The 20,487-nt window shown below is 59.9% G+C and carries 15 protein-coding genes and 6 pseudogenes; 9 read left to right on the top strand and 12 right to left on the bottom strand.

All coding sequences use genetic code 11. The features are described 5' to 3' along the window. Nucleotides 1–25: 25 nt before the first annotated feature. Complete coding sequence (locus QA645_RS32515) at nucleotides 26–496, bottom strand: MFS transporter (protein ID WP_283045349.1); 471 nt, start codon at nucleotides 494–496, stop codon at nucleotides 26–28. 1,003 nt (nucleotides 497–1,499) lie between these two features. Continuing rightward, nucleotides 1,500–1,688 (bottom strand): annotated as a pseudogene (locus tag QA645_RS32510) (DUF3363 domain-containing protein); the annotation flags it as partial. 602 nt (nucleotides 1,689–2,290) lie between these two features. Here QA645_RS32510 and QA645_RS32505 point away from each other — a divergent pair. Further along, nucleotides 2,291–3,496, top strand: a complete 1,206-nt coding sequence (locus QA645_RS32505) for a sulfotransferase (protein WP_283045348.1) — start codon at nucleotides 2,291–2,293, stop codon at nucleotides 3,494–3,496. Nucleotides 3,497–3,729: 233 nt separating this feature from the next. Here QA645_RS32505 and QA645_RS32500 read toward each other — a convergent pair whose 3' ends face one another. The 6 genes and pseudogenes from QA645_RS32500 to QA645_RS32480 form a co-directional block, all read right to left on the bottom strand. Continuing rightward, complete coding sequence (locus QA645_RS32500) at nucleotides 3,730–4,041, bottom strand: DUF2285 domain-containing protein (RefSeq protein ID WP_283045347.1); 312 nt, start codon at nucleotides 4,039–4,041, stop codon at nucleotides 3,730–3,732. Nucleotides 4,042–4,321: 280 nt separating this feature from the next. After that, entirely contained in the window at nucleotides 4,322–4,510 is a 189-nt protein-coding gene (locus QA645_RS32495) for a DUF6499 domain-containing protein (RefSeq protein ID WP_283045346.1), read from the bottom strand. Between the two features lie 159 nt (nucleotides 4,511–4,669). After that, a complete protein-coding gene (locus tag QA645_RS32490) occupies nucleotides 4,670–4,945 on the bottom strand; it encodes a DUF2285 domain-containing protein (RefSeq protein ID WP_283045345.1) in 276 nt (91 codons plus the stop codon). A 912-nt stretch (nucleotides 4,946–5,857) separates the two neighbouring features. Continuing rightward, a complete protein-coding gene (locus QA645_RS43385) occupies nucleotides 5,858–6,187 on the bottom strand; it encodes a transposase (RefSeq protein WP_349253195.1) in 330 nt (109 codons plus the stop codon). Between the two features lie 23 nt (nucleotides 6,188–6,210). Next, complete coding sequence (locus QA645_RS32485; protein WP_349253142.1) at nucleotides 6,211–6,882, bottom strand: transposase; 672 nt, start codon at nucleotides 6,880–6,882, stop codon at nucleotides 6,211–6,213. Nucleotides 6,883–6,972: 90 nt separating this feature from the next. Beyond that, nucleotides 6,973–8,032, bottom strand: a pseudogene (locus QA645_RS32480) (IS5 family transposase); the annotation flags it as partial. 81 nt (nucleotides 8,033–8,113) lie between these two features. Between QA645_RS32480 and QA645_RS32475 the strand changes: the two are divergent. The 4 genes and pseudogenes from QA645_RS32475 (at nucleotide 8,114) to QA645_RS32460 (ending at nucleotide 10,522) form a co-directional block, all read left to right on the top strand. Beyond that, on the top strand, nucleotides 8,114–8,353 hold the full coding sequence (locus QA645_RS32475; RefSeq protein ID WP_283045344.1) for a transposase: 240 nt from the start codon (nucleotides 8,114–8,116) through the stop codon (nucleotides 8,351–8,353). Between the two features lie 54 nt (nucleotides 8,354–8,407). After that, the gene (locus QA645_RS32470; protein ID WP_283045343.1) at nucleotides 8,408–8,536 is read left to right on the top strand and encodes a hypothetical protein; all 129 of its coding nucleotides are present in this window, start codon (nucleotides 8,408–8,410) and stop codon (nucleotides 8,534–8,536) included. After that, complete coding sequence (gene tnpB / locus QA645_RS32465; protein WP_283045342.1) at nucleotides 8,533–8,886, top strand: IS66 family insertion sequence element accessory protein TnpB; 354 nt, start codon at nucleotides 8,533–8,535, stop codon at nucleotides 8,884–8,886. The genes QA645_RS32470 and tnpB overlap by 4 nt, the downstream gene beginning before the upstream one ends. Nucleotides 8,887–8,955: 69 nt before the next feature. Next, nucleotides 8,956–10,522, top strand: a pseudogene (locus QA645_RS32460) (IS66 family transposase). Between the two features lie 22 nt (nucleotides 10,523–10,544). Here QA645_RS32460 and QA645_RS32445 read toward each other — a convergent pair. The 3 genes and pseudogenes from QA645_RS32445 to QA645_RS32435 all read right to left on the bottom strand — a co-directional run. After that, nucleotides 10,545–10,838: pseudogene (locus tag QA645_RS32445) on the bottom strand (transposase); the annotation flags it as partial. A 401-nt stretch (nucleotides 10,839–11,239) separates the two neighbouring features. Next, nucleotides 11,240–11,641 (bottom strand): annotated as a pseudogene (locus tag QA645_RS32440) (transposase); the annotation flags it as partial. Between the two features lie 554 nt (nucleotides 11,642–12,195). Then, entirely contained in the window at nucleotides 12,196–14,664 is a 2,469-nt protein-coding gene (locus QA645_RS32435; RefSeq protein WP_283045341.1) for an NEL-type E3 ubiquitin ligase domain-containing protein, read from the bottom strand. 811 nt (nucleotides 14,665–15,475) lie between these two features. Between QA645_RS32435 and QA645_RS32430 the strand changes: the two genes are divergently transcribed. From QA645_RS32430 to QA645_RS32420, 3 genes are all read left to right on the top strand, one after another. Continuing rightward, nucleotides 15,476–15,982 (top strand): aminotransferase class III-fold pyridoxal phosphate-dependent enzyme, encoded by a 507-nt coding sequence (locus QA645_RS32430; protein ID WP_283045340.1) that lies wholly within the window; start codon nucleotides 15,476–15,478, stop codon nucleotides 15,980–15,982. Next, on the top strand, nucleotides 15,973–16,248 hold the full coding sequence (locus QA645_RS32425; RefSeq protein ID WP_283045339.1) for a hypothetical protein: 276 nt from the start codon (nucleotides 15,973–15,975) through the stop codon (nucleotides 16,246–16,248). Before QA645_RS32430 ends, QA645_RS32425 begins: the two co-directional genes overlap by 10 nt. Nucleotides 16,249–16,633: 385 nt before the next feature. Beyond that, the gene (locus QA645_RS32420; protein WP_283045338.1) at nucleotides 16,634–18,910 is read left to right on the top strand and encodes a hypothetical protein; all 2,277 of its coding nucleotides are present in this window, start codon (nucleotides 16,634–16,636) and stop codon (nucleotides 18,908–18,910) included. A gap of 475 nt (nucleotides 18,911–19,385) precedes the next feature. Here QA645_RS32420 and QA645_RS32415 read toward each other — a convergent pair whose 3' ends face one another. Beyond that, the gene (locus QA645_RS32415; protein ID WP_283053441.1) at nucleotides 19,386–19,691 is read right to left on the bottom strand and encodes an AMP-binding protein; all 306 of its coding nucleotides are present in this window, start codon (nucleotides 19,689–19,691) and stop codon (nucleotides 19,386–19,388) included. Nucleotides 19,692–19,718: 27 nt separating this feature from the next. On the opposite strand from QA645_RS32415, the pseudogene QA645_RS32410 reads away from it, so the two are divergent. Next, nucleotides 19,719–20,288 (top strand): annotated as a pseudogene (locus tag QA645_RS32410) (transposase); the annotation flags it as partial. Nucleotides 20,289–20,487: the final 199 nt, after the last annotated feature.

Here is a 20,487-nt window from a genome sequence, read left to right as displayed (position 1 = left end):
CGCGCCGACAAGATTACCGATGCCATTATAGATGCCAACCCCTGCGGCGACCGCGCCAGAGGGAAGGATCTGCAACCCCCAAGGCAAACAGTGAGGGCAAGGCCGCACCCCAGAAGAATGCGCTGACGGAGATCATGATGGCAGCGGTCTCGTGATCTGCAATCACAGTGACGCAATACATGCAGATACCGGCCGAGAATAGCGCGAAGAAGCACACAACTGCTCGTCGGCCGATCCGATCGGAAATAATCGCGGAGAGTACTTCGCCAAAGAACATGAGGATGAATGGCATTGACGCATACATGCCGGTCTGCCTCGGGTCGAATTGGCGGACCTTGATAAGATAGTTCAGCAACCAACTGTTGAGCCCCCACAGATAGCTTAAAGCGGCCGAATTAAAAGTCACAAGCATCCAAAATCGCCAATCCGTCGAGAAGGCGCGAGTCTGAGTGCGGTAGGGGGTGCGCACGGCATCGGCGAAAGGCGTCGCGCCCACAACGTTCTCCGGCCAATCCCGGACCGGGCCGAATGTATAACCCAGTCGGCCAGTCCCGGTGACAAAGACGTCCGGGACCTGCGTTGCAGTTTGCGCTCACGATAACACCGGAGATGGCAAGACAGGTGTTTGCGCCGTCCGAGATGCGCCGCTGGCATTCAGTTCAAGGCCAAAAACCCGGCGATCCCTCTGCCAATTGTAGCCGATTTGCGCTCCTGCCAGGAATACCGGGGTATCGACCACGTCGCCATAGATCGAGGGACCGTAGGGATCACTAAATGATGTCCGGCCGTAAACCCCGCCGACGTGCCCGCCGAAATAGCCTCCGGTCCAGCTCCATACTGCAGGCGGGACTTTTACTTCCGGCCTAAAATCTGCCGAATTGACGACCCCGCTTGCAACGAGCGCAGCTGTTGCGGTCCCCCAAAACAAAAGTTCAGATCTCATATCACCTCGCGCGCACACGAGCGTGCGCCATCTTGCAACGAAGGCCGAATGACCGACGTTGTTGCGCTGCTTCCACGCGGCGTGTGTTTGTGCAGGATCTAGGCCATCGGACGCGGCGCGCGTTCCCTGCAGTTGCTCGTTAGTGATGTCGCCTTCGCAACAAGATCGATGATCTTTGAGATAAGTCCGCGTCTGATGTCGGTCACAACGCACGCTTCACGCTCGACATACAGCGGATGAATAAGTGACGCTCTTTAGGGATGGCGTCGGCCTTCCCCCCTCTCGCTTGCGCGCTTTCGTTGAACCCGTTGGGGTGACTTAAGAGCTGCACCGCCGACAGTTCGGGGATTGATTAAAGCACGGTCCGAAAAGCGACTTCTGACGAAGTTCTGTCGGCCATTTTTCTGCGTCAGGCGTCACAGCGCGGCTTGTGTCATCGATCTCTTCTGGAGCCGCGACTTGGCCTGAAAGGCATACCAGCAAGGGAGCAGACGGGGCCATGATCTGTCGATCGAGCATTGCTCCTTCCTGAGACCATTGAGCCCGCCTCTTCAGGCTATATTCCCAATCCTCGCTTACGGCCGACATTCCAATCGACTCTACTGCCAGGCAACATAATGCCAGATACCTGCTTTCCGAGATGCTTCTCCAAAGCCGGCCGCCAAGGTACCAGCTCAAAACCGAGCCCATCGTCGATCATCGCGAAACGCCCCGAGGCAAGCGTCACGCGCTGACGGTAGATGCCGGTCCCTAGCCGAGGCGCAGACTCATTGCAGTCGCCTTCTTCGGAACTATGACGAGAGGTCGATCGTGCAAGGTCCACGACAGCTTTCCTCTGGGTCGCGTCAGCAGCTATTTCGGATAAACTATGGTATAGCTTTCCCACAGATCTCCATCTCGATATCGCTTAGCTGCTTGCGACTGAGCGAGCCTTGGGCAGCTATGGCTCCACAAGGAATTGGTCGCGGCCGATCGCTGCGGTCTGACAAAATCGAATTCATGGCAGTGAATCGTGCGGAGCATGCAGGGGCTCATTCGAACGATCGGTTCAAATGGGAGACAAAAGCGATGCAAATCGCCCAGCAACAACAGTGGATAACCGGCATTTGGTATGCGTGGGACGCCCGCGTTTGAGCCATTTGAAATTTGCCGTTGCGAGGCATGGAGTGCAAAGGCCGAAGCGCAAGGACAGTCGTCGGATTTTGTCGCTGGATGACGTCATCGTTACAGACGAGAAACATCTCTGATGGAAGGCCCGATACAACTGAAGCACGTCACCAGTGTTGTTTATTTCGGCCATATGAAGGATCACAACGGCCGCTCGGTCCGTTCAAGGGGATACGTTGAATGATGAATCAAGATGTAAACCATTTGCCTGCGGTATGCTTTCTTCTGGGGCTTCCCCGCTCGGGGACAACGCTGCTCGCGCATTTGCTTCAGTCGCACCCGGATATTGCGGCTCCGCCTGAGCCCTGGCTGATGTTGGCACTTGAGGCTTTTGGTCGGGTCGACCACCGTCACCCCGCCGGGACCTCAATGGTCCAGGCCGCAACCTCCGAATTCTTGGGCCGAATAGATCGAACGGGCGTCACGCGCGCTTTTGCGGATGCAGCCTACGGGCAGTATTTGGCAGCTGCCGGCAAGCGCACCCTGATAGACAAGACTCCGCGGTATTGGACGGTGCTCGATTTTTTGGACTTGCTCTATCCGGAGGCGCCGCGGATCGTTCTGATGCGCAATCCATACGCCATTGCCGCATCACTGAAATCGACGTGGGGCGTTCCGCTTCTGGCGGCAGGTTCCCCACCCGCGATCGCATCGTGTGTGGCCGACATCGTGCTCGGTCGGCCTACACCCGCGATCGCATCTTCGCTCGCCGACCTTGTTCTGGGTCTGCCCGCGCTTGCAGCGTACCGTAGTAGGCTCCACACACAACTGGTACAATACGAAATTCTTGTGACCCATCCTAACGAGGAAATCCGGCGCGTGATTGCTGGCCTTGGACACGCACCCATGGACATGTCATCGGCGCCATTGGAGCAAACGGACTATCTTCGGTCTAGCACGTTTGGCGATCGAAAGATCCTCGAGAAAAAGACCATTGACGATCACTCGGTCCAGGCCTGGCAAACCGAATTGAGCCTCGAAGAGATGCAGGTCGTGACAGATCTGGTTGGCACGCAGCTTTTCATAGAGCTCGGCTATGAGCAGGATCTTCGGTTTGCAGAACAAGCTGGCGTAGTAGACAAGGGCCCGGAAGTCACCGAAAGCTATCGTCAGCTATTTCGAAGCTGCTGGGATTTCCTGGAAGATAAGACAGGGGGATCATTTGACATCTCCACTAGCGATGCCGAGCTAAACAGTACTGACCAGCAAGCTCAAGAGAACTCCTCGTTGGCTTTTGGCCCTTCGATACTTCTGCAAGCGCAACGTCTGGCCGCATCCAAGAGAGAGGACAATTTGCGGATCGGAAATTCAATCGCAGCGCAGCTGACCGAGGCGCTCACGGCAGCGAAGGCTGCTCAAGATGCGTTGCCCGAAGGCCATTCGTAATGGCATGACTGCGTGATGTTGAGGCAACATCGCGCGGCTCAGCACACCCTCTTTATTTCAGAAGCTGCTCGAGCCGGAGCTTCCGCTGTCATCCGCAGACCAACGTGAAAGTGGAGAAACACCGCGCCGCTCCCATAACTGGCCCTGGCACACTTGAATCCGCCAATTCAGGGAACAGCCGCAGCGCCGCCATCGAGCATCCGAAGGGACGACCTCGGCCTGCGTTCAGCAGCCTAATTGTGGCGTGGCGTCAGAGGAGACGTTTTCATACCCGAGCGAAATAAACCCGCCGGCGTGACGCCACCGCGCATGAGTGCTAAACCGACCTTAAGCAGGCGGATAATTCGGCTACGCAGCGGATGGGTTTTCCAGGCCTGCTCAGAGATGCGCCTTGGACCGAACAGTACCTCGGCGATGTCACGGTAGGAGGCGCCGTCCATGTGCCCATCGAGGGCGCGCAAGCTCAGAGCCAATCGCTTACGCCGCTGTGCCGATAGGAGAGCAATCGGAGGCCCTGGCGGACGACCATTGATCGCGCGCCACAATCGAAGCGAGGCGTGGGCGCGGATCTCGAAGTCCGCGTCGTGGATCGGCTGTTCGATTGCATAAAGGGTACCTAAACGTGGGGCCTGCTTGATGTCGCGTTTATTGAATGCGCACTACAGCATGCCAACCATCAGCTGCCTGTCGGATACTGTCCGATGCAAGATCGGCAAGCTCAATCCTAGCGGCAACGCCATGTGGATCGGAAACGCTTTCAACGAGCGATACCACGTAGCCTCGGGCGCCCAGAAGATGGCATGCTCGTGAAAAGACCTCTGCGGGTCATGAGCGAAAGCAGAGGCCCCATCTCCTCCGGAATTGAGGCGTCACTTGCCCGTGTTTTGAGAGCGTGTCTCGGTAGTCAGCCTGATATTCGGGATTGTGACGGAGGCTTTCCCAAGCGAAATCCGACGTCTCGCCTGCTGTAACGCTCTGATAGGACTCCGGTGAGCGCCGGTCGAATTTCGACACTGCTTGATCTCCCCAAAGAAAAATTGCGGCGCAGTGTCTATAAAGCCTTGGGTTGTTGCGGAAGTCCCTAATTGTGCATCACCGGTGATGCAACCAGGCGATCACCCGATCACTGGGAGAGATCTTTTCTAAGGGTGCAGCCCAGACGAGACATTTCTGCTATTTGGGCCCATCAGAGCGGAGCAAGTGGCGGTAACCGCGCTCAACCATCCATTTTGCGCGCGCCAAATGGCTGTCGAATGCATTGCGGGCGCGCTCGGGTTCGCGCTCGGGGTCAAGATGCAGCACGCTCCGCGAAACTTCTTTCCAGTCGGCGCCATCGGCCTCGGCGTCGAGGAGTCGCCAATACGTCACCAGATGCTGCTCGTCATAGGGCGTCAACGCCGCATCTGTGGGCGCCAAGTCTGCGACATCAGGGCAAAGCGGTGTTTGCATGAGAATCCCGCAAAAAATGAGAACAAACGTAGCGCGTGGTGACTCAAGGCTAGGGGCTTGCTCGTTGCAAGCCGCACTTTAGGCCTATTCCGGGTTCCGTCCGCACCTGAGAATACGATGTCCGAAAGCCTCATCAAAGAATACGCCTTACTGTTCGCACGCACGATAGGACTGCAGTCTCGCAAACTGGTCCGCGAGCTGTTGGGCGAAGATCATCCGCTTCTCGGTTTGATCGAGCCGCTTCTGTCGATATTTGCAACCAACAAAGCAAGTTCGACAACGAAGTCCGCCAGTTGGCGAAGTCGGATGAGACGACACGTCGACAAGGACCGTTCCTGGTGTCGGCGTGGTTGATAGCCTTGAAGATCGATGACCCATTGCGCTTCCGATCGGCATCAAACGTCGGCGCCGTCTCGTCTAAGCGGTTTTCCGAAAAGGTCATGCTAAAACAACAACCTGCGCGATGCCGAGCGAATCTAAGCGCGCTTTAGCCTCGCCAACTGGAGACACAGGTGAGGCAAAAGCGTTGTATAGCCAAGCCAAGCCAATGCGGACCGGGGAAAGATCCCGCATGACAAAATCAGGTTGGCGGCAGCGCTCGGCGCGAACGCTGAGGCGGCTAACGCTATCGCGCATGGACCGTTAAAGAGTGGGTCCGGAAAAGAGGGGGGGTTTTCCGGAAAGATCATGCCAACCCCGATAGACAAAAGTGATCCGCTGCCGGGTTCATGGTTCTTTCCGCGGTCATCTCTCTATGCAGGAGCGCCGCATGATGGCGTTCAGAGGCGTGGCATCCCGATGTGAAGAGCGCGGTGCGTAAGGCCCGCAGGGGCGACTTCGAGATTGCCGACACCTTCGTCCCGGCAGGGACTCTTGCTCCGCCGAAGCGGATCCGGGTGGTTTAAGACTGGTTTATGCGGTGCGCATCTCCGCTTGGAATTCGGTGCCATCGGTCCAGATAGCATGGAGGAGGACAGCCAATTTGCGAGCAACGGCAACCTTGGCCTTTTTGGTGCCGATACGTTTGGCCAGCTTGCTGCCCCAGCGCTTGAGCGCAGAACCTCGCCTGACAACGGTCAGCAGGACGTTCGCGGCCTCGAACAAATAAGTTCGCACCTGGTGGTTGCCGCGCTTGGAGATGCGGCCAGTGCGATCCATCTCAGTGGATTGATGGCGTCTTGGTGTCAGGCCTAGATAGGCGCCCACGTCGGCGGAATGCCTGAAGCGAGTGGGGTCGTCGATGGTAACGACGAAGGACAGGGCAGTCAGGGGCCCGAACCAGGAACGGTCAGCATTCGCCGAACAGTTTGGTCGCCTTTTGCCACGGCCAGGAGTTGTCGATCGAGCTTCTCAATTTGCTCAGTCAAACAGGACTGGACAAGGAGCAGCGGTGCGAAAATATCTTGTAAATCCGGCGCATCAGCAAGCACGGCATCGACTTTGCGAGCCAGGCTGGTCGAGCCGGCCTTGCCAAGCAATTTTCCCAACCCCTTGCACAGACCGCGCATTTGGTTGTCTATATCTCGCCGCAAATTCAGCAGCTTGGTTCGAGCCGCCAGCATCGAACGGGTTTTCCTGCTCTCCGCCCCCTTCACGGCAACTTCCCTGTACCACCCGATGCGCGCCATTTCGGCTAGCCCCTTGGCATCGTTCTGGTCCGACTTGTTGATACGCATCGATAACGCTGCGTTGGCATGACGTGCATCAAGGCAAATCACCGGAAAGCCCAGCGCTCTGAGTTGGTGCCATAGCCAATTCGATAGCGCGCCCGTTTCAAACACGATCCGCTCAGCATTGCCGGCATGACGTCGCAAGAGTTGAGCGATCGCCTCCGGCTTGGTGGACACGCAACCTTCGAATGTCACATCGCCGCTCTGGTCCAAAACGCAAATGCTGGTTTCTTCCATAGAGATGTCCAGACCAACGTACTGCTTCATAGTGCTGCTCCCTTTTCGATAGTCTGCTGAGGCCATCCATCCTACCGACTCTCGTGTCCTCAAGAAGTCGTCGGCCGCGATTACGCCATGTTAAGAAGCCGGATTGAGCTGGTCTGGACAGGCGAGCGTTCGCCATAGCAGCCGCAGGAACAGGGCCAAGAATTCTCTGAGCCAGGCGAGGATGCGGCGGAAGTTGTGGCCGACGGCTGAGAGGATGACGTTGGCGGCATCGCCGGCACGGCCTTTGAGGTGGCAGCGTCCGAGGTGACCTTCGGCCTTCAGGTGTCCGATGATGGGCTCGATGGCGGAGCGGCGGCGCAGCTCGCGCTTGATGATACCGAAGACGCCGCGCTTCTGGCCGGAGATGAAGGCGCGCCGGGGATTTTGCGCGTCGTGACCGCGGTATCCCTTGTCGACATAGGCCCGCTCGATCGGACAGCCGGTAAGTGTCTCGGTGCGGTCGATGACGTCCCGCAAGGTATGACCGTCGTAGGGATTATCGGGCAGCGAGCTGGCGTGCAGCACGAACAGGCCGCCGGGAGCCCGGCGGTTGTTGGTGACGATGGAGGCCTTCACGCCGAACTCGTAAGGGGAGGCAGCCTTGCCCTTGCCGATGCACTCCACCTCCGGGGCATGAAAGGATTAGAGCTTCCAGCCGCGCTGGCGCTGCTGCTGCGAGCGGATCTGCGCGGCCCGGCCGAGCGGAAGGGCGAACGCCTCCTCCAGTGCCAACTGAACCTCAATCTTGCGGCGGATGTCGCGAATGATCCGGCCCAGCCGGCTGCGCAGGATACGCAACTGCCGCTGATGCCGCCTGAACTGTTTGGCGTGGGCGTATCGGCCTGCCATCATCGCGGCGGCCTTGGCCACACGCGCATAGGATTGCCGCAGCCTGACCCCATGCCTCCTCGCCAGGCGATTGAGCCCCTTGATGGCCGCGTGCAACAGTTTGGCGTCGGTCGGAAAGGTGATGGCCTTCAGCTGCAACCGTGGTGTCGACCGTGACGCGCTTGAGGTCCTGGCTGCGCAATGCAACGGCCTCGTGCGCCACCCGCAGGCTCTCGGCCAGCAGCAGCTCCAGCTTGTCGCCGAGCCGCTTGCGCCAATGGCTCAGGTCGCTTCGCTCGTGCGGGAAGGCGTGCTGGAAGAACGTAAGCGCTTAGCCGGAACCCTTGCTTCGGGATCCGTATAGCTGTGCGAAAGAAGCCTCCGGCTTGGACGGAGGTTTGGGATGGGATTGGACAGCAAAAAGGACGTCCATTTGGACGGCTCACCGACGGGGTCGGTGAGCCGTCTGGAGGTTCTTGAAGGACCATCGGGGCGTCGCGTACGTTCGGAAGCTGAGAGAGCTCGGATCGTCGCCGAGAGTCTGTTACCCGGTGCCCAGGTGTCCGAGGTGGCGCGCAAGCACGGAGCGACGCGCTGGCAGATCTACGATTGGCGACGGCGGTTTCGACAGCGAGGCATGTAGCCGCCGTGCGAGGCGTCGCAGCCGACATTCGCGCCGCTGGTCGTGGAAGGTGCGTTGGAGGAGCGTCAGATTCCGGCGATCAAGCTTGAGATCGCGATCGGCGATGTCGTGCTGCGGACGGATATGGCCATTGATGCCGAGCAGCTGTCCCGGGTGATCCGCGCGGTGCGAGCGTCACGATGATCGCGGCTGGTGCGGATCTGAAGATTTACATTGCAACACGGCCGATCGACTTCCGCTGTGGCCATGATGGGCTTGCGACGAAGGTGCAGGAGATGCTGCGTCTCGATCCGTTCAGCGGCGCGGCCTTCGTGTTCCGATCGAAACGAGCTGACCGGATCAAGATTTTGGTCTGGGATCGAACGGGCCTGGTGTTGGTTCACAAACGCCTCGAAGGTTGCAAGTTCGTTTGGCCAACGATCGCAGACGGCGTGATGCGCATATCGCCGGCGATGTTCGCGGCCCTGTTCGACGGGCTGGATTGGAGGTTGGTCCGCCCGGAAGAAGCGCGGCGTCCTCAGGCGGCTGGATAACTGCGGCAGAATGACTCGGAAGCTACTTTGAACGTGGCACGCGCGGCGGCGATGTGCTCGAAATAGCGCATGAGCATCGCGGCGCTGCGCGACGAAAACGAACGCCTGAAGGCGCTTTTAGCGCAAACGCAGGCGGCCTTGAGCGAGCATCAGGGGGCGCTGGCGGCGTTGGAGGTCATTCTCGGCGAATTACGACGCGACAGGTTCGGCGCGAAGTCCGAGAAGCTGCGACCAGATCAGTATCATTTGCCGCTCGAAGACGTGGAGATTGCGCAAGGCATCCTGGATGCCGCGCAGGAGAGAGCCGAGAAGGTCATCCAGGGCCGATCGCGGAGCGTGACCGATCAAGGCTCTCACCGCAATCGCGGCTGCTTGCCTGCCCATTTGCCGCGGGTGGAGCGGATCATCGAGCCTGCGAGCACGCTCTGCCCGTGCGGTTGCGGCGCCATGACGAAGATTGGCGAGGACGTCAGCAAGCGCCTTGACGTGATCCCGGCACAGTGGCGCGTGCTGGTCACACGCCGCCCGAAATACATCTGCCGCCGCTGCTCCGGCCCTGTCGTGCAGGCGCACGCGCCGGAGCACGTCGTACCCAGCGGGTTGCCGACCGAAGCGGCCATTGCGCACGTGATCGTCTCCAAGTTTGGTGACCATACGCCGTTTTACCGCCAGTCCGAGATCTATGCGCGCCAGGGCATCCGGCTTGATCGGGCGACACTGGGCAACTGGTCCGGTCGCGCCTGCTTCCACCTTCAACCCCTCGCGGACCACATGCGCCGCCACCTGGCCATGGCGGATCGTCTGTTCATGGACGAAACCACGGCGCCGGTACTCGATCCCGGGCGCGGCCAAACGAAGAAAGGCTACTTCTGGGCGATCGCCTCAGACGACCGCGGCCACAGCGGCCCAAGTCCGCCGATCGTGCTGTTCCGATACGCCCCTGGTCGCAGCGGTGCCTTTGCGGAGCAGTTCCTGGATGGCTTTTGCGGACGCTTCCTGCAATGCGATGCCTACGATGGTTATGACCGGCTGACCGAAGTCGCTCGACTGCAAGGACCTTGGACGCTTGTGCATTGCTGGAGTCATTTGCGCCGGCGCTTCGTCAAATTGGCCCGTAACAGCAAATCGCCGATCGCCGAGGCCGCCGTTCGGCACATCGCACAGCTTTACGCCATCGAAGCCTTGGTACGCGGCTCATCGCCAGACGTCCGGCTCGCCGCGCGAAAGGAGCATTCGTTGGCTCGTCGCCGCTTTAAAAATGTGGTTCGAGAAGCAGCTGTCCATGATCTCCAGCGGCTCGACACTGGCCGAAGACATCCGCTATGCGCTCAATCATTGGCAGGGGCTGACCCGCTTCCTCGAAGACGGGCGCCTCGAGCTCGACACCAACCCGGTCGAGAACGCCATCCGGCCAGTTTGCCTGACCAGGAAAAATGCGCTCTTCGCCGGTCACGAAATCGGGGCAGAAAACTGGGCCTTGCTCGCGTCGATCGTCGCCACCTGCAAGCTCAACGACGTCAACCCGGCTGCCTACATCGCCGAAACACTCGAGGCGATCATCGACGGCCATCCTCATAGCAGGATTGAAGACCTCATGCCGTGGCGATTCCGCAAATCGTCAAGCCAGCCCCAATAAGGGTCCCGGCTAAGCGCTTACGGAAGAACTCTTCGCCGGTGAAGAACTGGAAATGCGGATCGTGGACCCAGCGCTCACAAATGCCCTCATCGGACAGCCCGTAAATGTGCTTGAGCAACAGCAGCCCGATCATGAAGCGGGTCTCGATCCCGGGCCGGCCATTCTCGCTGTAGAGCGGCGCGACCTCGCCGTCGATCCAGTCCCAATCGATCTTGCCCGCGAGCTGAACCAGCTCGTGCTTCATGTTGATGATCTGGTCCAGCCGCGCCCGGAACAGATCATTCGATCCCGACGTCTTGTGCTTCTTCGGCCGCATCGTCCCCTCCGATGCACCACAGAATCATGGTCCACGGCGAAAGGGAATCTTGAGGGTTCTGTGAGGTCGCAGGGAAAGCCAACCGCGTGCTGTGCCGCTAGTGGCGACCTCATAGAAGCCGGATTGAACGAAGCTGCGGAGTTGTAGGCGCTATGAGAATAGTGCAGCTGGTGCGGCTGTGGAGAAGACGCGCCTGTGGTCGCCGCGCGTCGGCGGGACATTCAGCTGATGTAAGTGGCTGCATTGATTGGGCCGATGGCGCGGCGCGGCGAGGGATTTTCTGCGCTGGGATGCGCGGCCGAACGATTGACGGGATGTTCGGTGACGAGCGCGGGCACGGCGACATCGGACGTCACCGCCGAGAAGCTGACCACGGAAGGGGTGGATGGTGCAGGTGTTGGTCATGAGGTATCGCAACGAAACGGTTGGTTGCGCGCGCAGGCTCGCGGGACGACATCGACGCGCCGCATGGTGCCGCCGCAATGTGAGCAGGCTGGGATCTCGCATGTGGCGAGGGGATCGGTGGTGGCTTCTTGATCAGTTGGCGCGTTGCGGACAGCAAGGAGTTGACGACAGAGGGCGATCTTATCGTTGCGTCCGCCATTGGCGAGAAAGCCGTAGTGGCGGATGCGGTGGAAGCCGTCCGGCAGAGTGTGCAGGAGAAAGCGACGAATGAACTCATCGGCATCGAGCGTCATCAGCTTGGTCTTGCCCTCCTGGCGATAGTCCTTCCAGGAAAAGCTCACCTTGCCTTCGACAAGCGAGATCAGCCTGCTGTTGGCGATGGCGACGCGATGCGTATACGGCATTACAGGATCAGTGACCAGGCGGATGAAATCAACCTCGTCCTGCGCGGCCACTATGGCTATTACGGCGTCGCCGGAAATCTCCGGAGCCTCGTAAAAGTCTATCGGGCCGTGGAGGCGTTACTGGCGCGGAATGCTGCGCAGCCGCAGCTGGGCAGGCCGACGCCTCACTTAGGACGCCTTCAACCAAATCAAAGAACGGACACCGTTGCTGAAGCCTAAGCTGCGCCTCCCTTATCGGGAGCTGCAAGCGCTTGCAGTGCTGTGAACCAACTGTCGAAGAGCGTCGGTGCGGGAAATCCGCACGCCACGTTCTGTGGGAATCGGGGGCGGGCGACCGCCTCCGGTGACCCGGTGGGTGGCGAGACGTCCCCCTATCCCGATTAATCCACAAAAGAAATTGCAGGGTTTGGCCGCCTCTACTCCGCAATCCCTGCAATCTCAAACCGTCTCGAATCCGAAAAATAGACTCTCGCTCAATCGCTTAGAGCCTTGTTCACGGACGACAGATTAATTCACGCGTTAGCAGTCATCGCAATCGGATGGCTGCTTCACAGCTCAAGGCCGTGGTCCCTGAGCACCTCGCGCATCAGCGCGCCTTTGATCTCGCAGGCGATCTCGTCGCGGATCTTTGCTCCGAACTGCAACTCGGCATCGCTGTCTCCGGTCAGGTCATGATCGGCGAGCCGTTGCTCGAGCCGACTCTGGAACTCCCCGTCCATCGCCCCGATCAACCGGTCCTGCATCTGTGCGTGGGCTTCGGGGGCGATCCGGCTCACCACCGTCTCCCAAGGTTGCCAGCGGGTTGCCAGATAATCGGCGAATCCTGCCGCCTCCTCATTCCGAACCTTGGTCTCGGCCGCGGTGAGGTCGTGCTCAGTGACGTAGGAGACATCAAAGAACCGCATGTCCGGAGCGATGAGCTGCAGGTCCAGCCGCTCGCGTAGCTTGACCTGATAGGCAAGATAGACCTCGATCTCGTCGACGAATTGGAGCGAACCGACTTTCTGACGAGCGATGGGCTCGAGCGCGCCCAGGCGGAACAGGACCCGCGCCTGGTCGACGAGCTCGCCGAGACGGTTGTCATAGGCCCCCTCCTCGACGTCAGCGTTCAGGCGTGCTGTCTGCATGCCGTTCCAGGACAGGGTGATGCGATCTTCGCAGGTCTCGCTCGCCCCAAACGCCAGCTGGAAATACTGTTGGCGCAACCCCGGCCTGATCGCTGCTCGCCGCAGATCATCGGCTACCGCTTTTCTAAACTCCGGATTGCCGCTATTCACGGTGCTACGCAGCCTGTCGAGGAAAAGCGCATATTCCGACGCGCCCGCTTCGCCGGCGAAGTTCTGCCATGCAGCGATCACCTCCGGCTCGCCCTCCATCCAGTTCGCTACCGCGTGGCTCAGGGGTCGCGCTGAATCGCCCGCCGTTCCCTCACTCATCGAGAAGAACACTCGCGGACCGCTATAGCCCGGGGCATTCAGGGCTGCCGCCAAATTAGTCCGCACCCGCTCGGATAGCGGATTATCCTCTACATACACGATGCACCCAGAACCCAGCTGGGTCAGCAGCGTCTCCGGCAGGCTGGTCAGCCGGTTGCCTCGTACCTCGAGCACCTGGAGCTCGGCCGGGAGGGTCTCAGGCAAGCTCGTCAGCCTGTTGCCGCCAACATGGAGTCTCTGAAGCTCAGGCGGGAGGGTGTCGGGCAGGCTGGTCAAGTCGTTGTCGCGGGCGAAGAGCAACGGGAGCTCGGCGGGAAGGGCGTTGGGCAGGCTGGTCAGCCGGTTGCCGTCGGCTTCGAGCTCCTGGAGGTCGGGCGGCAGACTCTCGGGTAGGCTGGTCAGCCGGTTGCCGCCAACGGCAAGTGTCTGAAGTCCGGTTGGGAGTGTGTTGGGCAGGCTGGTCAGCAGGTTGCCGCGGACATCGAGGTCCTGGAGCCCCGTCGGCAGTGCGTCCGGCAGGCTAGTCAGCCGGCAGTTGACGACAGCAAGCGTCGAAAGGTTCTCCGGAAGAGTTGCGGGCAGTCTGGTCAGCAGATTGTCGCCGATTAACAGTGACTGGAGTCCGATCGGAAGGATGTCGGGCAGGCTGGTCAACCGGTTGCCGCTGGCGCCGAGCGTCCGGAGTCCGGCCGGGAGCGTGTCGGGCAGGTGCACCAAGTCGTTGTCGCTCACGTCAAGAGACTGGAGTCCGGCCGGAAAGGCGGCGGGCAATGTCGTCAGGCCCAGGCGTGGCAGCTCCAGCCGTGCATAGACGTCTCCGGCTTCTGCCCAGGCTCTTATTCGTCTTGCGGCCTCGTGCCGGTCCTCGTTTTCCGTCTGCCCCGGTTCGCCAGCCCAACTGTCCAGGATCTGCTCAAGCTGCGCTTCCCTGAGGACGGGGTCTTCAAGGTTCGTCAGATTGCTAGAATAGCTAGATGTGGAGGCGCCTGTGCCGTGCAAGCCGTCGGTCCACTGCGCCGGGGCCGGCGGGAGGGGGAGCCAGTGGCCTCCTCTTGAAGTATTGCCATCGCCCGGCCGGGGCTGTCGGCCGAGGGTCGATGCCTCGAGGCTGTGCTCCCAAGGAATTGCGGGGGACGTTGGCCACTCCGACACCACATCATCGGCCTCAGCCCACGAATGCTCCTCCTGATCGACACTATGCGTCGGCCAATCGGCAGCTGCATCCATGCCCTGCCAGCAATCTGTCAGGCTGAAACTGCCCGGCAACTGGCGACCGTGATCCGCGGCCGCAAAACGCACATTCTGATTACCCCATTGTTCAGAGGGCGGATCCGATGGCGACCACGAGGTGCTTTGTCCGACGCGATCCTCGCGCGGCATACTCAACTGCTCTGCATCTCTGTGCGACACAACATGGGGCTGGCCGAGGCTATTTGAATTGGAGGATTGGCGCTCGTGCGGATGCAACTCGTTCAGGTGCTGCTGAAACCCGGCGTCCGCCTGCTGCGTCAGCAGCCTGTCGTCATGCGTCCGCTCTACGTCCGAGGCCTCGAATGGGTTGACGTTGTTGAACGGATCCATCCCATTCTCCTGGCAGATCTAGGCAGTTAACGCCGGCCCCTGGATAAACACGTTCTGAGAGGTTTAGCTTTCGAGAAGCTGACGAGGAATCAGAATGATCGGATCTGTCCTCTGAGATCTCCCCGGGATGGTTACCGCCTCTTAATTGCCCGTAGCTGCAGTTCGACTTGCCAAGGCCGGACCATACGGCGTTTCGAGAGGCCAATTCTGAGCCTCTCTTCAGAACCTTCGCGCTTGTGGGCGCCGGCAATAAGTCATGCTGGGAAATATCGCAATTTCGTTGCTTGCCTCGTCCACGGAACGTAACGCCCGCAATGCCTGCCTCTGCATGCCCATATCTTCCGAAGAGGCCTCAAAAGCGAACTTCTCCAGCGCGACTTTGTTGGAGATCGACCAATAGCTCCGATGCAAGAGCCCCCAAGCGCATCGTTTTTTTTGCGAAGGGTAAGCATCCAGAGTCTCGGCGCAAGCCACGCGAGGGTAGCTCGCACTTCTCTCGGATTTGCATTGCTACCGAAGATGGCGGGCAGCGGAACGTCGAATAGCATCGACCCTTCGGGTCCGATGGTGCCCGTGGCCACATCGTCGCCCGGTCCGCCCCACAAGCAATGGCATCGTCAGGATCGACAAACCCATACCCGAGATGACGGCAAACTTCCCGACGCCAATGCTCATGATGCATGGTTTCATCGGGATCAATGACTGAGCGAATGAACGCTTCCGAGCCTCGCCATGAGGCGGCTGGCCTGCATGCTCCCCTACCGACGCTTCGCCGACACCCTCGCGGAGGCCTGCGCACGGCTCGGGGCCGATGTGGTTCGCTACACCCTCATCGCAATGGACTTTCACCATCTACTCCTTGCCGGTCTCCCGGCGCACCCAAAGTAGTGCTAGCCGTCGAGGGCTAATTGCGGCGAAGCCCGAATTTATTGCTGCAGTTCAGGAAACTGCCAGTAAGCATGGCATTCTGGTCATTGCCGATGAAGTCCTGAATCTCAGACAAGGTTTCCGAGGGGCTTCCACCCGCTATGGCCTTGTTCCGGACCTCATCACAATGGGCAAGATTATCGGCGGCGGTTTGCCAATTGGGGCAGTTGGCGGTCGCGAGGATGTGATGAAGGTTTTCGACGCCTCATCCGGCCCGCCACTGCTTCCGCAAGGTGGAACATTTTCCGGGAATCCACTATCGATGACAGCGGGACTCGTCGCAATGCGGCATTTAGATCATGCGGCTTTTGCACATCTTGAGACGCTTGGAAACATTGTCCGAGACGGGATTGGTCGGGCCATCTCAACCCGGCGCGTACCGTGTACGTGACTGGAGCCGCCTCGCTCTTTCGTATCCATCCGATGGCACACATCCCGAGCGACTATCGTGAGGCCTATCCTGCGCCAGGCGCAGCAGCTTTAATGAAGCAGCTCTCGCGTTTCTTCGCGGAAAACGGCATCATCCTGCCGCATAGCGCTGCCGCTTCGATCTCGACACCAATGACTCGCTCCGACGCCGAATTCATCATCGATGTGTTCGCAGGCTTTCTCGACAGCCATCAAGAGATGCTGGACGCCATAGAGACGAGCAGGTGACTGGAGCAACCGTTGCGCAGTGCCAAGGATGGGGCAAACAGCGACGGAGTCTCCGATAGCGGTCCAGCAACTTGCTCCCCTGATATTGAGCGATGATGAGCATCCCGAACTAAGGTCGCTGACGATGCGGCGGAAAGGCGCAGGCGCTGGCTCTGAGAACCCGGACTGTGCTGACCTCTGCGGAGGATGGTCAGAACACGGAAGTGGCGCTTGCGAAGAGAACGCGTGTCTGCAAGGCGGAAAAACACACGCCATCTTTCATGAAAGTGGAAGCCCCCATTCTGATTTCCTTAGTGCATCCGCGGCAACGCCGTTCGTCAGCTAATCGTCAGCCAGGCGGTCTATCTAAATTCGCTTCGCATTCTCCCTGGATCGGAGGTGGAATATGACGGGCATTGGCCGACCTGGTAAAGCGCACGTTGAGGCTACTGGAGCTGACAGCACGTGGAGATCGAGCAGTTCGCGCTCGGAATCAAGTCTCACCCATGCTGAGGGCAGCCAATTGTTCAATTCCGTCGTGGAGCGGATGCGCTCTGGGGCTCAAGATGGAGCGGGGCCGGTCGCAAGCCAGCTGCAAACTTCGGATGTGGCGGGCCCCATTCCTTGGACCGGCGACGAGATCAAGGCAGCGAAGCGCCAAATGGACAGCCTGCTGGCAGAACTTGATACTTGCCGCAATGCGGCCATGCAGCCGGCGCCGAACGCGTTGGTGGCACAAGAGCTGATTGACCAGCTCATCAAGGCAGGCTCAAACGTTCTGGAGTACTACGCGAGGCTACCCCAGCATGAGGCGCCTAGCATTCTCTCCGACGATCAGGCTCGCCGTCTCCGAGACGAGGTGCTCCATGCGGGGAACCAATGCAACCTACTAGCGACCCCGACCATCTACGCCCTGGAGCAGAGCAGGAAGAGTGCGGCCACTGTGCTCGATCGGATGGTCCAATCGAGCGCTCCCTTCGACCAGCTGAGTCGAGCGATCTCCAGCGTAGCAAACCGTTATACGGCCTGTATGGAGTGGTGGGGAAAGAAGGCATTGCGCCTAGAAAGGATGCAGTCCGTCTGCACCGCCACTTACAATTTACCAAGTACGACGGCTGAGATGCGGCAAGCCGAAGAGGCCGACCTGCGGCTGCACACCGGCTGGGCACTGAATATGAAGTGCCTGCATTTGCAATCGCAGATCGCTCTATTGCGAATCATGGTTGAGCCGCAGATGAGCACATTCGAGCCAGCCACGAGGGAAGCCCTCATGGATGAGAACGGGCGGGTACGTCTGCTAGGAACGTTCATCGATGACGTTTTCCCGGCATTCAACTCTACGAGCGAGGCTGTTCTAAACAGCAAAGGGCGTGCACTCGACGCAGCGCACTGCGCTGTTTTGGAAGGAGTTATGGAGCGCCTTTCGGAATTTGGGCTGGCGTGGCACAACATCGTTGCAAACCTAAGCGATACTGGGACAGCCAACCTCCCATTGGAACTGTCAGGCCAGATAGTGGAAGGTGCGTGGGTCACTGCGCAGGAGGTCATGCGCTTCCTGTCACTGCAGCCGAAAGCGTCAGCGGTCATTGTGCCGCCGACCGACCCTCGGGCTGCGATGCCCGCCAGCACTATCGGCGAGGCTGTAGCCGCCGAAGGCGCTGGAGCGCGGAAGAAGGGGAAAGGCAAGAACACGCGGTCCGCTGGCGCTGGGAGCTCGGCGCCTGGGCAGACCCAGGCGCATGTCGCTATGGACGCCAACGCCGCGGCGCCAGCAGCCAAAGTTGTCGTGCTCTCGGAATTTGGTACGAAGAGGCTCGTGACCGCGGAGGAGGCGCATGCGAGGGCGTCATCGTCGGAGACGGCGCACTTGGCGATCTGGCAGGCCCCGCCGTCGATGGAAGCACTGACGGGGCTCCTCAAGCGGTTGGACGAACTTTTGCAATTCGATCTGCCTGGTCAGCAAAGGGCCGCCTCGCAAGCCCGCCACATGAAGCCCGAGGACGCCGAACACGTCGTGGATACTGCGATCGGGCGCCTGAAGACCCAGGTAGCCGAGATGCAGGCCTGTGTAGCTGCGTTGGAGGAGCCTCGTCGACGTGTCCTACTCACGCCTGCACAAGTGCGCGAAGTGCACGACAAAATCGTCCGACTCAAGATGCTGCGGTCCGAGGCGCAGGGGCTGGGGACGGCTTTGAACGAGCGAAGGGGCACGATGACGGTCGATTGCATGAAGACGTATGCCTATCCGTCGCAGAACTACCTTGAACAGTTGCGCGCGGCCGAGGAGTTGACGCCTGCCGGTTTACCGCGCGCGTTAAAGGGTGAGCCAGGGGTGCTGTTCGAGGTCAAGCTGCAACCCAAGGCGCTGCGCAATGGTGCAATGCCGAGCCCGATGTGGGTGCACATCCATACGAAGCGACCGGTACATGTGTGGCAGTTGACGACGCTGGATGACGCCGAATTCGCCGCTTGCCACGTCAAGTCAAATGCACAACGCGGCTGCAATCGCCAGTGGCAGAACGCCCGGGCTGCGACAGGTCGCGAAGACGTCGTGGTTCACCGCGGCAAGCTCACGCCTGCATTATGCAAGTCCTTGTTGAGCACAGTGCATAGCGACATTCTACACTATCGGCTTGCCGAGGCGGACCAACTGTCGACGCAGGCCGCTCGACTTGGGATCTAGGGCACGCGGTCGAGTATTGAAACGTGGTGACATCATTAGTCAGACCGACGAAATCGGGAGCCAGCGGGCGTAGTCAGGGTCATACAGCAGTCCGTAGCCCGAAAGCTTCAGAGAGGAAGTACTTTCGCTGTTCGCAAATCATGGCCAGGTCTCGCGGAACAACTCCAGAACCAGCTTCAACGCCAGTGCCGAGGCCAAGCCGCCAATAACGATTGCCGGAATCGCCGATCACGCGCGCGGCTTCGTTCGGTCTGGCGGGACCCGGTCGGGACGAGGGAAATCGCCGTCGCCTGCCTTGCCGATATGACGACGGGCTGTCACGCCCGGGTAGCTCGGGCTGGTGCTGGTCGAGCGGGGCTTTATTCGCGGATCTTATGTAGCCCTGCGGCCTGCGCCGAGAGAAGTTGGGAAATCACGCTAATTTGGCGTTCGATCAGGTCGATATAGCCGCTGAACCAGGCGAGGGGGCTGTCTTTCAGCTCGATTGCGACGCGTCCAAGTTCGCCGTCTGCGGGGGAACGTCCTCCTTTTCCTTCAGCACCAACGCTGACCAGCCGGGCAGCGGCCTGCCCATGGAGCCCTGCTTCAGAGGCGCGACCAAGTCGGGATGATGATGATTATTGATCAGCATGCCAGCTTCAGTCTGCCCATAGTGATCGTGAACGGCGACGCCCAACGCATCCACGGCCCAGAGATTCACTTCCGGGGTGAGCGGTTCGCCAGCGCTTGAGGCGCAGCGCAGCTTCGTCAGCTTCGGTCGCGGGCCATCGAATCCGCGCATCGAGCGGTAAACAGTTGGAGCGGCGGCCAAGGTTCGTTGGACCTGCATTTGCCATGGCTCGACGATCAGTGGGCGTCCGGCTGTCGAAACGGAGCTGAACTTTGGCGCCGCCTGAAGGCGCGAGGCTTCCGAGGCTCGCTTCGCGTCATCAGCGAGTGGGCGACCCGCAGACGACGAGCTGAAAAGGTTGACACGCAAAACCTTCAACGGATTCCGTCGGCCAGAACGATCGCTCGTCTCATGACGATCGGCCGGGACTTGCTGACGAAAGCGGAGACCGTCACGATCGCGGCGATCGAAGCCGGCGTACCAACCTTGGTCGAGGCCCGCGACATCATCGCCGAATTCCACGTGATGATCCGGCGCAAGGCTGAGGAAGGGCTCACCCCGTGGATCGAGCGCGCCCGCATCAGTCTCGTCGCCTCGTTCGCGAGCGGTGTCGTAAGGGATGAAGCGGCGGTTCGGGGGGCAATCACCTCGCCTTGGTCCAACGGACAGACTGAAGGTCAGATCACGCGCCTCAAGCTCGTCAGACGTCAGATGTATGGCCGGGGGAAAATCGATCTGCTTCAGGCCAGACTAATCGGCGGAGAATAATCAGAGCTGCACCAAAACTCCGACAGAGCCCAAATTTGACCCCTCCCCGGCTTAGGGGTCAATATTGCAGACGATGACGTAATTGCGGTCGGCGCCCGCGGCACGAAAAGTCCGCTATCTTCAAGCCTTCCGCAATCTTACGAATCGGAGGGGCTATGAAGCAATATGTTGGGCTGGATGTCTCGCAGAAAGAAACGTC

The sequence above is a fragment of the Bradyrhizobium sp. CIAT3101 genome, from assembly GCF_029714945.1.
Taxonomy (GTDB): Bacteria; Pseudomonadota; Alphaproteobacteria; order Rhizobiales; family Xanthobacteraceae; genus Bradyrhizobium.
Note: the sequence above shows the minus strand (reverse complement) of the source record. Positions and strands in the feature narration are given on the sequence as shown.